Source organism: Fulvivirga marina, from assembly GCF_016775155.1.
Lineage (GTDB): Bacteria > Bacteroidota > Bacteroidia > Cytophagales > Cyclobacteriaceae > Fulvivirga > Fulvivirga marina.
Genome location: NZ_JAEUGD010000042.1, coordinates 70,353 through 82,869, shown reverse-complemented (window position 1 = coordinate 82,869; position 12,517 = coordinate 70,353). Strand labels below are relative to the sequence as shown.

General features: G+C 38.9%; 8 protein-coding genes. 2 read left to right on the top strand and 6 right to left on the bottom strand.

From position 1 onward, the window contains the following. Positions 1-51: 51 nt before the first annotated feature. The 6 genes from JMN32_RS11120 to wecB form a co-directional block, all read right to left on the bottom strand. Positions 52-1,257 (bottom strand): glycosyltransferase, encoded by a 1,206-nt coding sequence (locus JMN32_RS11120; protein WP_202856411.1) that lies wholly within the window; start codon positions 1,255-1,257, stop codon positions 52-54. Next, entirely contained in the window at positions 1,254-3,131 is a 1,878-nt protein-coding gene (gene asnB, locus JMN32_RS11115) for an asparagine synthase (glutamine-hydrolyzing) (RefSeq protein ID WP_202856410.1), read from the bottom strand. Before asnB ends, JMN32_RS11120 begins: the two co-directional genes overlap by 4 nt. After that, the gene (locus JMN32_RS11110; protein ID WP_202856409.1) at positions 3,119-4,339 is read right to left on the bottom strand and encodes a glycosyltransferase family protein; all 1,221 of its coding nucleotides are present in this window, start codon (positions 4,337-4,339) and stop codon (positions 3,119-3,121) included. Before JMN32_RS11110 ends, asnB begins: the two co-directional genes overlap by 13 nt. 4 nt (positions 4,340-4,343) lie before the next feature. Further along, positions 4,344-5,663 (bottom strand): oligosaccharide flippase family protein, encoded by a 1,320-nt coding sequence (locus JMN32_RS11105; RefSeq protein WP_238354436.1) that lies wholly within the window; start codon positions 5,661-5,663, stop codon positions 4,344-4,346. Between the two features lie 101 nt (positions 5,664-5,764). Further along, positions 5,765-6,946, bottom strand: coding sequence for a tetratricopeptide repeat protein (locus JMN32_RS11100; protein WP_202856407.1), 1,182 nt, complete (start codon positions 6,944-6,946; stop codon positions 5,765-5,767). Between the two features lie 393 nt (positions 6,947-7,339). After that, entirely contained in the window at positions 7,340-8,449 is a 1,110-nt protein-coding gene (gene wecB / locus JMN32_RS11095) for a non-hydrolyzing UDP-N-acetylglucosamine 2-epimerase (RefSeq protein ID WP_202856406.1), read from the bottom strand. Positions 8,450-8,674: 225 nt separating this feature from the next. Here wecB and JMN32_RS11090 point away from each other — a divergent pair, with 225 nt between their 5' ends. After that, entirely contained in the window at positions 8,675-9,313 is a 639-nt protein-coding gene (locus JMN32_RS11090; RefSeq protein WP_202856405.1) for a sulfate ABC transporter permease, read from the top strand. A gap of 144 nt (positions 9,314-9,457) precedes the next feature. After that, positions 9,458-12,418: a glycosyltransferase family 117 protein gene (locus JMN32_RS11085; RefSeq protein WP_202856404.1), complete on the top strand. Its 2,961-nt coding sequence runs from the start codon at positions 9,458-9,460 to the stop codon at positions 12,416-12,418. Positions 12,419-12,517 lie beyond the last annotated feature (99 nt).

Genomic DNA, 12,517 nt, shown 5'->3' with positions numbered 1-12,517 from the left:
TCCCACTACCAGTGGTAAAAAAAGCAAATAATCTAAGGAATTGAACAGCATTTACGATTCAATGACATTAAACCACTTATTTAGAATGAGAGTTCTGGTAAATTGGCGTATCCTTTTCCCTGCTCTCTTGGCATAATCCTTTCTTAAATCATCATCCTCGAGCAATCGGTTCAGCACACTCACCCACACCTCTACCGAAGATGCTACATCAAAAGTGGGCATTAAGATACCAAAATCTACATAGTCCTCCACTTTTAGTTTCGGCTGTGTATTTTGATCTAGGGCCAAGATTTCCCTTGGTCCGTTGGGGCAATCGGTTGATACAACCGGAACACCACAAATCATAGCCTCAGCAAGCGCGTTGGGAAAACCCTCTGAGGAAGATGTCATCACAAAAACAGTGGACCGGCTGACAAATTTCAAAGGATTTTCTTTATAGCCAAGGAAGTATATGTCGTACTTCTCATGAAGTGTATCAGAGGCCCAATCATAGTATTTGAGGTTCAAAGTGTTACACAACTCAAAAAGATTCTGTTTAAAATTGCCATCCCCTACGAGCAAGAGCTTACAAGGCACTCGTTTCCGAAGTTGTGAATACATTTTGATGAGATGATCGTACCCTTTTTCTATGGCGAGCCTACCAAAAGCAGATATGACAGGCAAGTCAAATATTGCTGACTCCGAATCACTAATTTCTTCCTTGGAAAAATTTTCCAGCTCCTCAATATTATACCAATTGTGTACAACATCAACCGGTACCTTTTTAACACCATATTCTTCACGTAATTCACGCACAATTCCCTCGTTTACCGCTATAATGTGATCTGCAAAAGGATACAGGAGAGGCATAAAAAGTTTTCTTCTGACAACCCCTATCCAGCCTTGAATCGTTTCATCATGGCTTTTGGAGCCGCGGATACTTAGTATTTTTCTTTCGCCAATCCCAGAGAGTACGTTAACATAGTCAGCCCCTTCCAAAAAACTTATACAAATGTCAATTCCGAGCTTTTTCTTTACTGTTCTAAGCTTGACTATTCTCTTAAAAAAATTGTAAATCTTGCCTGGAACATGAGATGATCCAGGAATGTCCAAATCAATTAATGTTCCTTTCATCGGAAATGCAATGCCATCATATGTATTAAAAACAGATACATATAGTTCATATCGATCATCCAGTTCATAACTAAGTTTGGAAAACGACCTCTGAGCACCACCATAGTCAAGGTTGGTAATTAATAATAAAATCTTTTCCTTCATTTTCCAACATGTTTATCGTACCACATAAGTAACCCTGCAAGTTTAAACGCATGGAGGGTATTATACTCTTGCTGTTTTTTTCTGTACCTAAAGTAGTTGTCAATTGACCTCTTGGCAACCTTCTCGTTCATTGGAAACCGCTCTGCCAGTCGAGCCCCCGAAAACTTCTTTTGAAAGCCTTCATCAAGATATTCCGCAAACCAATCTGCTAAAGGAATGCTGAAGCCTTGTTTTGGCCTTTCGTATAGCTCTGGAGGCATGTAACGAGCCAAAATCTTTTTCAAAATTATTTTTTGATCCCCATTCTTGATTTTATAGTCAAGTGGTAAACGTAAGGCAAACTCTACTACCCTATGATCAAGAAAAGGCTCTCTTCCTTCAATTCCATGATACATTGTTGCCCGGTCTACTTTCACCAATAAATCATCAGGTAAAAAATATTTTAGATCCCAAAGCATAGCCCGTTCCATAGGATGAAGACCATTGTTATTGTATCTGGTTTTATTAAAAGTTAGTTCGCCGGTAATTTGCTTCATTGCTTCCTTATGGGAAATTGTACTTATTATCGCCTCATAAACCTCCTCCGCGCTCTCCGACTCTAATAATTCTGCAACCTTGCCCATTTTTTGTCCCATATTTCTATAGTACAAACCGGAGGAATCTACCCCCATGAATTCTACTATTCTACTAGCAGTTTGCCTGAAAATTGCAGGTATTGATCTTACACGATTATAAAAGCTCGATAATTTCTTGTATACGGGATATCCCCCGAACAACTCATCTCCGCCATCAGCAGACAACACAACTTTAATTCCTCTTTCCTTCGCCAATTCGGTAACTATTGACGTAGGAATCCCCGAAGTGTCGTGAAACGGTTCATCATAAACGTCATAAAAGGAAGAGAAGAGATCCCGTGCTTCCGAAAACCCTAAAATACGTTCATGATGAATGGTCCCTAAATGTTTAGCAATCTTTCTGGCATATTCTGCCTCGTTATTTTGGCTTTTATCAAAACCGATTGTACATGTGATGATCTTCCCATAGTGCTTATTTAATATGGCCACAAGCAGCGAACTATCAATTCCACCACTAAAGAATGTACCTACTGGGACATCAGAAACCATCCTGTATTTAAAGGCCTCTATTAAAAGAGGCTCAAGCTCATCAGCAGCAGAATCAATATTCTTAAAAGACTTTTTGTCTTGTAGAAACCCCTCAGGACACCAATAATGCTGTATAGATAAATTGTTAGGCGTGATTCTGATGTATGAACCCGGAGGCACTTTCTTCACTTGTGCAAATATGGTTGTCTCTCCTATGAAATATCCAAAACGGAGATAAGAGTACAAACCGCTTTTGTCAACCTCTAAGGATCTGTCAAAATGCTCTGAAATTACTTTTATCTCACTACCAAAAATCAACCTGCCATTTGAATAATGATAATACAATGGCTTCACACCAAGACGATCCCGAACCAAACACAGCTCTCTGGTTTTGCTATTGTAAATAGCAAAACTAAACATACCAACCAGTTTAGCCACCGCATCAATACCCCATTTAGAAAACGCTTTTAAAAGCACTTCAGTATCAGACTCCGAACTGAAACTATAACCTAATCCTTTAAGCTCCTGCCGAACTTCTCGATAATTATATATCTCTCCATTTAACACAATTGTGTATTCCTCATACGTCATGGGTTGGTTTGCCCGGGGCTCCAAGTCAATTATTGCCAATCTTCTGTGACCTAATGCAACCTGTTCATCTATAAAATACCCCTCCGCATCTGGTCCTCGATGAGATAGCGTTCGGGTTATTCGCTTCAGGTGTTGCTGTTCTACTAAGCCATACCCATAAAGACCTGCTATTCCGCACATACAAGCGTATTTAATTTTGAAATGAGTTCCCCTGAATTGACTTTTGCACTATATGCAGGATGGGGCCTTTGGGTTTTAAAGTAAGCATAGTCGCCGTTATGATGAGCTTGTATCAATTGCATTATTGCATTTTTTAACTTATTTAAATCGTCATATCCGCACGCAACTCCGAATCCTTCCGAGACTAATCCAGATGTACAAGAAGTATCATCAGTAATTGCGAGTATGTAACGGCCCGTAACCATATAATCCAGTACCTTTGAGGGCAGGAACAGTGTATCTTCTTCTTTTTTAACCGGTTTGTCTATCACAACCAAAACATCAGAATCATTTTGCATTGCAACAGACTCTGCATAAGACTTGGGGCCATAAAAAACCACCTGATCAAGCGGGCATGTTCTTATACGCTCCTCAGAATACTCATCTGCATTGCCCACAAAATTAACCTGAATATTTTTTAAAAGACCTGGATGTTGTTCATCTATTGCTTCGAGGGCTTGTAGAAAAAAATCAGGGTTTCTCTCACTGTAAAAGTTACCTGTATGTGTAAAAACCAATTTCGATGTTAAATCACTTTTTCTCTCAGGCTTCCCCTCTTCCTTGTAAACATTAGGTGTTATAAAAAATTTGGTAGCATGTGTTGGATAGCGACGTGTATAATACTCTAGCGCCTGACGTGTGGTAAACGACACCATATTTGCCTGTTCTATACAAAGAGCTTCGTTCAATACATGTGTTGACCTATGTGAATCTGCCAGATACGGATTCCCAACCCATGGGTCGCTCAAATGCATCACCCAAGGCACCTTGTAATATGCTGCAAGTTTACGAGCCATAACGGCTGAGCTGAAGGGCAACGACCTTGAATATATTACATCAGGTTTATCTTTAAGCATTTTGGTAGCCCTTCTCCATTGCCTTGGAAATAAAAAATCATAGTCAAGTTTTGCTGCACCGGACTTAAAAAAAAGCCGGAGAAAGTACCTAAAGTAACGGTTGTAAAAACCGTTCAACTCGTATGTTTTAATATCAGGCAAGTTAGAAACCAAATCAGGATCAAGCTTCGCCCACCCAGATCGTGGCGGCTTTGTTGTTAATAGAGAAATATTAAAGGCGTGTTTTAAATAAGATAAATACCTATCCACTTGTAAACTTTCAGCTCCCCCCTTCGGTGGAGCTGAAACACTAACTACTAACAAATTCTTCATTCACTCAAATTAGGTATAATATGAAAAAACGAAATGCAAACAACAGGGCAAATGTACTTAAGACTATTAAAACGACTTTAATCATTATAGTCACAATATTGGTGACATTGAGCATTCTAAAAATGAGAATGGCAAGTACTATATGATTAAGGGCTGCAAACGTACTAAAAGCTACTATGAAACCATCGACAGAAAAAATTTGCACTGATAAAAATAGTACTAGAAGCAGAACCATAAGAGAAGCTGCAGCGTACCTTAGAAATGTTTTTTCCTTTCTTTTTACTCTATAGATAGACATGATGGGAAATACAACAAGCCTAAACATAAAGTATGGCCCCAAGTAGCTGGCAAACACCCCGGCTTTAGTCCATTCTTCTCCCAGAAATACCGAAAATATATAATCACCAAATACTCCCAAAATAGCAAAAGGTATTAAACCAAAGTATATTAAGCGATTAAATAATTGTACTGTTATACCTTGAAGTTTCCCCGGTTCTGCTTGATCTGTTTCGGCAGCCTTTTGAAGAAAAACTGTTGCTGTAGACTGACCGATCAAAAGTAGTGGTATATTCAAAAGACTGTAAGCAAAAGAAAAATAGCCTGTGCTCTCTGCTCCGTAGTAATACGTAAGTCCATAGATAGGAACCTGGTCAGCGCACGCATAGAGCCAATTTGCAGGCAAGGCATATAAGGGATATTCACGGTACTCAGATATTGCTGCCGCAACCGGCAAACTCTTCTGCTTAAAGATTAGTATCATCTTTCTTCTAATTCGGCGGCTCAACAATATTAGGCTATTAGCTAATACATTTATAAATTCACCTATAATCAGACCTCCGATAAATCCGTCGGTCATATATCCGTACCCTAATGTAGTGCTTTTCGCTACTGCTATGGATCCTGCTTTTGAAGTAGCACTTCTTGCGAAAGCTTTAATTCTAACATTCCATGCATTCAAAACTTGAGAAATGGCACTTAAAAACACAAAAACCGGAATCAGGAGAGCAAAAGCCCCCAGTTCCGTTGCATTAAATGCTTCAAGTATCCACTGCCCAAGAAACAAGAAGGCCAAGAATGAAATAATAGTGGTGATGGCTACACTAAAAATTGTGAATTTAAATAGTGCATAAAACGTAGCATTATTCTTTGGTAAAATAAATGCATTAGTAAGGTTAAGGGTAGAAATAATTGTGATGTTACTTGCGAAGGCATTAAACAATGCAAACAATCCGTACGCCTCAGGCTGATATACTCTAGCTATCAAAGGTGTGAACGCAAAGCCAATTAGAAAGCCCAAACCACTTCCCGATATGGTGACAACCAAATTCTGAAGAAAGGAACCTTTAACTAAAAGTCGCTGACCAATTCTTTTAATACCTCAAGCTTTAAAGTGTCCACAAAGCTAATAAAAATTTAAAAAATTAGCTAAAACTCCCTCAATCGCTCACGCGCTTTTTCATGAACATCATCACTGCGCTTGGCATGCTTTTTAACCAGTTTTAGGTATTTTTTCGCTTCTTTTTCATTTCCTTCCTGCTGATAGATCTCTCCCAAGGATAGCAGTGAGTAAAGGTAATAGCCGGTATCTGTAGCATCAATCTGCTCTGAAAACCCCTTGGCTTTTAAATAGTACTCCTTGGCTTCCTGGTATTCCTTTCTACTTTCATGGATTTGCCCTAAAAAAAAAGCTGCATACCGGCCACTGGTAGCCTCATAGCCGATCATACCACTATCAATCCTAGCCAAAATGGATTCTGCAACAGGTTTGGTAGTACTGAACTTACCTGAGGTATATAGCAAACGAGCGTAATATCTATGAAAATACGGATTGTCCGGATAGGTTTGATGCAGATACCCTCCTATTTGAAGTGCCTTCCTTTTATTATTCTCATAACTCCCCATAATCCTCATGAGGAATACCATCGCTTCGGTACGGGTATAAAAGGCATTGTAAGAAACCTCCCGGAGCTGCTTGATTCCCAACTCCTTATCACCTTTTGGAAAGAAGGCCAGTATCGGCTTTAGTAAAGGGTAGTTTTCAGGAACCCAAACAGAGAAGTAGTTGTACAAAGCATCTCCAAATAGCAACTCAGGGCTTAGGTCGTGCATGCCTTGACTTTCCTTCATATACTTAAGGGCATTTTTGCCTGCAAAAGCAGACTTGGTCCAATTCTTTCGTTCTTCGCTAGAGTAAAGTCTCCCCTTAAAACCGTATGCTGCAGCCAAAAAGAATGATGCTTCAACTTCATGCTTGGGCATTTCATGAAGCCTTTCAGAGATATGGATCACTGTATCCATATAGGCCAAAAACCTCTCGTCATACTCTGTGTTGCTTACGTTTGGCATGATCTTCCACCACTCACTCAAACCCAGCAGAAAGTAAGGCAGCGGGTGCCAGCCATATTTTTGTTTTAGCCATCTAAATTGTTTCTCTGCTTTGTCAAACTTAAAGTTATACAGATCGTTCATTGCCTGATTTACATCAATCTGCAATTGCATATCCGATATAAGAATAATAGGCTTATTATCATTGGCAGCATCGTTGCTTTGAGCAAATGCTACAGTAAGGCCCAATGAACACATCAGTATGATTAGAATCCGCTTCATAATTATCGGTTAAAGATAAATTTTTATTTATTTCTAACCTTGTCCTCTCCAACAATCATTCCTATGAACAGATAAATAGCCTTCTTTCGTTCTGTCTGCGTGGTAAAAAATTAGACATCCCACTCAACATCTATTATTTCCTCTTCATAGATACGCTTCCTAACTTGTATTAGTAAGCAAAATAAGGATCAAAAAGAACGAAGTATTCCAAGGCTGGTGAATCGGGGAACAGCTGAAAAACAAGGCTGACATTATAGGCTGTCAAAAGGTTGTTTTATGCTTAACAATGGTTATGTTTTGATGAATCACGTATATCACATTCATGGATAGCTATACTCGATCACAAGTATCCATATGTCATTTTTCTAGTATGATCACTCTCTGAATAAAAAATTATTTTAACAGGTGTTCTACTATTCTTCGTACTGCTTTTCCATCACCATAGGGATTAATTGCACGCGCCATTCTCATATATGTCTTCTGATTGTTGTGAATAGCATAAAAGGCCTCCTTAATACTTGATTTTTTTACCCCAGCCAGAACACTACAACATGCAGCCACCCCTTCAGGTCTTTCAGTAGTATCTCTCAATATTAACAACGGTTTATTTAGTGAGGGAGCCTCCTCCTGTATACCTCCGGAATCAGTCATAATTAAATAACACGAATCCATTAAAAATATCATTTCGTCATACCGAACGGGATCAATCAAATATATATTAGAAATACCCTCAAGCCATTCACTGACCTGTTTCCTCACATTTGGGTTCAAGTGAACAGGAAAAACAAAAATTAAATCACTGTTTTCTATAGACAGTTCCTTAATAGCCGCAAAAATTTCAGAAAATTGAGTGCCTATATTCTCCCTACGATGTCCGGTAATTAAGATCATTTTCTTACCCTCATTTGAAAACAGAAAAGGAAATTTTTGATTAAAGCGCACTTTATTGGCTGTTATCACTTCCAACATTGAGAGAGTCGCATCAATGCCGGTATTGCCTGTAACTATAATCTCTCCCTGGACCTTTTCGTTAATAAGGTTTTGCCTTGCACTTTCAGTTGGGGAAAAATGTATATCAGCTATGACAGATGTAATCTTCCTGTTAATTTCTTCCGGGTATGGAGAATACTTATTAAAAGTTCTTAACCCTGCTTCAACATGTGCCACTTTTATACGGTTATAAAAAGCAACCAGCGACCCCACCATGCAAGAGGTTGTATCTCCCTGAACAATGATGTAATCATATTTTTCCCTCTCTACAACTTCATTGATTTGATTGAGAAGATGACTAGTTAATGAAGAAAGGCTTTGATTACCAGACAAAACATTAAGAGAAATATCAGGCTTAACATCAAACAGTTCCCAAATAGGTTCTATAAGTTCTTTATGTTGACCAGTACTTAGTAGATGTACCTTTACATTCTTCTCGGCTTTTAAGGCTTTATATAGAGGAGTAAGCTTAATTGCTTCCGGCCGTGTGCCAATTATTATTAAAATATTCAAATTCACCAAAGTAGACGTGTATGATGTAAGGGTTTACGTTAATTACAACCCATAAATTCACTATTATCGGTTAAAGATAAATTATTATTTATTTCTAGCCTTGTCCTCACCAACAATCATTCCTATGAACAGATAAAAGTTCTCCTTTCGTTCTGTATGAGTGTTAAAAAATCAAGAGGTTTAACTAATTTGGCCTAAATAAACCACAATACCACTTTTGTCTATATGAATTCCACTGAAAACGCTGAAGATCATTCCATATTTGACACAAATAAATGGGTATTTTTCCTTGTCCTTTGCCTTGCCTCATTATTTCTGTTAATTGTAAAAAAGACCTTCATTGAAAACCAAACTGCCGCATTTGAAGTACTCGATTCGCAAGGGGAGATGGGCATATTTCATACCATCAATGCCCTGCAATATTTTAGTATTCCTCTGATTTACCTTTTCAAGTTTACAGTGATCAGCTTCGTAATATGGATCGGGAGTTTTATGTTCGGCTATAAGATCACCTATAGTCAAACGTGGCAGGTAGCAGTAATCGCAGAGGCTATATTTCTAATTCCAGAACTGCTGAAAGTCCTATGGTTTCTTTTCGTTGATATGGACCCTAACCTGTTCGAAATACGCGCCTTCTACCCTCTTTCATTAATAAACCTGGCCAACCCTTACGAACTAGACAATCGGTGGTTTTACCCTCTAAAAGCATTGAACATTTTTGAAGTTATATATTGGTTCATCTTAGTAGGGGGGATACATTATAAAGCAAAAAAACAAAAAAATATTGCCTATGCTATAGTTTTTTCTTCGTACGTTCTATTCTTTCTGTTGTGGTTAGGCTTTTACCTTTTGGTTTACAAATAATCAGGCCATTCTTTTAGAACGCCACACTGCATACAATAAATCCGATCTTTGAAAGTTCCAACATCGGGTTAATATGCAATATGCATTGTTAATTGTGCATAGTTCGTTATTTTCGCCATTCTAAATATAATAACAAAAACTCCGATGAATTTTAAAAGAGTTAATAATATAGGTGGATGGGTAGTTTTCGCTATCTCTACACTTGTTTACCTTATTACCGTCGAACGCACCGCCAGCTACTGGGATGCCGGTGAGTTCATTGCTGTATCTTATAAGCTGATGGTTCCACACCCTCCTGGTGCACCGCTATTTCTACTTATAGGAAGAATATTCTCCTTTCTCTCATTTGGCGACGTTACCCAGGTAGCTTTCTGGATCAACGTAGTCAGCGCTATTAGCAGTGGGTTCACCATTTTATTCCTATTCTGGACCATATCCATGCTTTCAAGGAAAATCCTAAAAATCAAGGACACCTCTGAGATGAGTGATGGTAATATTCTAATGGTTATAGGAGCTAGCGCCGTGGGTGCATTAGCATACACCTTCTCAGATTCATTTTGGTTTTCTGCAGTGGAAGCTGAGGTATATGCCATGTCTTCGTTTTTTACAGCATTTGTAGTTTGGGCTATCCTAAAATGGGAACTTATGGAGGATGAAAACCGCGCAAACAGATGGCTCATATTGATTGCCTACATGATGGGACTTTCCATTGGGGTTCACTTGCTCAACCTGGTAACCATTCCTGCGCTTGGACTGATATATTACTTCAAAAAATACAAGCCTACCACTTGGGGAATTATAGCTGCATTAGGTATTAGTGGTTTCCTGATCATATTAATAAATAACTTCATCATCCCAGGGTTGCCGTCCATAGCAGGAACATTCGAAATATTCTTTGTTAACAATCTTGGTCTGCCATTTGGCTCTGGGGCTATCTTCTTCGGAGCTTTGATTATTGCCGGACTAATTATAGGTATTCAATATTCTATCAAACACCAGAAGGTCTTACTTAACACATCATTACTAGCATTGACGTTTATTCTAATTGGATACTCTTCATATGCTATTGTAGTAATCCGGTCCAACTTTAACCCTCCAATTGACGAAAATAACCCTGAAGATGTGATGTCATTCGTAAAGTATCTCAAAAGGGAACAATATGGAAGTAGACCGTTACTTTATGGCCAGTACTATACTGCCCGAGTTGTTGACTCTGAGGAAGGAGCACCTGTATATGTTAAAGGTGAAGATAAATACGAAATAGTGGACAGAAATGTGGTATATAAGTATGACCCTAACCACTTAACTCTCTTCCCGCGAATGTACAGCAATGACCCACGACATATTGAGCGATACATGGAAGTTACTGGCCTGAGTGAAGGTGAAAAGCCAAATATTGTGGATAACATTACATTTATGCTTAGGCATCAAATGGGCTGGATGTACATGCGTTATTTTATGTGGAACTTTGCAGGAAGGGAAAGTGATATTCAGGATGCGGATTGGTTAAGCCCGTTAGGTGCGTTTGAAGACCTTCCCGAGGAGCTGGCAGAGAACAAAGGCCGGAACAACTTCTTTATGATCCCCTTGATACTTGGTATTATTGGATTGTTTTACCAATATCAAAAAAACAAAAAGGATTTCGCATTTGTAGCCATGCTGTTCTTTTTAACGGGCATTGCTCTTATATTATACTTAAATTCTCCTCCAATTGAACCTCGGGAGAGGGACTATATTTATGTAGGGTCATATTATGCATTTGCCATTTGGATTGGCTTCTCGGTATTGGCTCTGGGTGACCTTTTAGCTAAATTTTCAGCAAGAAAAACAGCTGCGATACTCTCATCAGTTCTCTGCCTTACCGGGCCTGCACTTATGGCTACCGAAGGGTGGGATGACCATGACCGAGACAATAGATATTTCTCTGTTGACTCTGCCAAAAACTTTTTGGCCTCTACAACTGAAAACGCTATCCTCTACACTGGTGGTGATAACGATACTTTCCCGTTGTGGTATGTGCAAGAAGTTGAGGGCTTCAGAACAGATGCAAGAGTTGTGGTATTGAGCTACTATAACACAGACTGGTATATTAAGCAAAGCATGAGGCCTGTCTATGGTTCAGAAGCATTTCCTTATACACTTACTTTTGAAAACTATAAACAAAACGGACTCAATGATTATCTGCCTTATGAAGACTATAAGCTGAACAGTATAGATGTAAAGCAATTCTTGCAACTTGTTAAAAAAGAGGACAAGAGGCTCCGTCAGAAATACGGCACTACTAATGTAGTTCCTAGCAGAACCTTTACAATAGATGTAAATAAGGATAAGGTAAGAAGCCTCAATATAATACCCGAGGGCATGGATAGCCTGCTAGTCGACCAGATGGTATTTAGCCTCAAGCGTGGGAAAAATGCTTTGGAGAAGAAGGACCTGGCTATTCTTGATGTCCTGGCTTCTGCAAACTGGGAAAGGCCAATCTACCTGAACAATACCTCCATGCAACAAATCAATTTTGATCTGCGCAGGTATGCTATCCAGGAGGGAAATGCTTACAGAATACTTCCTATTAGCAATCCTAACCCTAAAAAGGATTTTGTGAACACTAAAGTGATGTACGACAACCTTATGAATAACTTTAATTACAGAGAGTTGGATAATCCTAATGTTTACTACAATCAGGATTATAGGAACTTTGTGCTAAACCACCGTACAAGCTTCAACACGTTGGCGACTGCTCTAATTGACAAAGGTGATAAAGAAAGGGCTCGTAAAGCATTAATGTTTAGCCTTGAAAAAATGCCTGATGCAGCCGTTCCTTATGATTATACTGCTGCCAGAACCATCGACCTGCTTTTTGACTTGGGAGAAGATGAAAAAGCTATAGAGATAGCTCAGACACTTGGTAATCGTGCAGTTGAGATGGTCGAATACCTTGCCAGGGAGCATAAAGACCTGGGCTTTGAGCTGCAAAGAAACTTGATAGTACTAGCCGAACTGCAAAGGACTCTTTACGAAAATGGTAACGAAGACTTGGCGAAAAAATATGAAGAGGCATATCAGAGAATAGTTTCGGATATGCAATTATTTAGAGGAAGGATGTAATACCTGTATGGCAAAAAATAAAAAGCCCCTGAAATGTCGACATTTCAGGGGCTTTTTATTGGTCTCAATACTTTAAAAGCCTATCACCAGATCATCTGT

Excerpts from the sequence above, each read along its gene's own strand:
- asnB (WP_202856410.1), bottom strand. The coding sequence starts at position 3,131 with ATGTGCGGAATAGCAGGTCTTTATGGGTATGGCTTAGTAGAACAGCAA.
- JMN32_RS11110 (WP_202856409.1), bottom strand. The coding sequence starts at position 4,339 with ATGAAGAATTTGTTAGTAGTTAGTGTTTCAGCTCCACCGAAGGGGGGA.
- JMN32_RS11120 (WP_202856411.1), bottom strand. The coding sequence starts at position 1,257 with ATGAAGGAAAAGATTTTATTATTAATTACCAACCTTGACTATGGTGGT.
- JMN32_RS11090 (WP_202856405.1), top strand. The coding sequence starts at position 8,675 with ATGAATTCCACTGAAAACGCTGAAGATCATTCCATATTTGACACAAAT.
- JMN32_RS11085 (WP_202856404.1), top strand. The coding sequence starts at position 9,458 with ATGAATTTTAAAAGAGTTAATAATATAGGTGGATGGGTAGTTTTCGCT.
- JMN32_RS11100 (WP_202856407.1), bottom strand. The coding sequence starts at position 6,946 with ATGAAGCGGATTCTAATCATACTGATGTGTTCATTGGGCCTTACTGTA.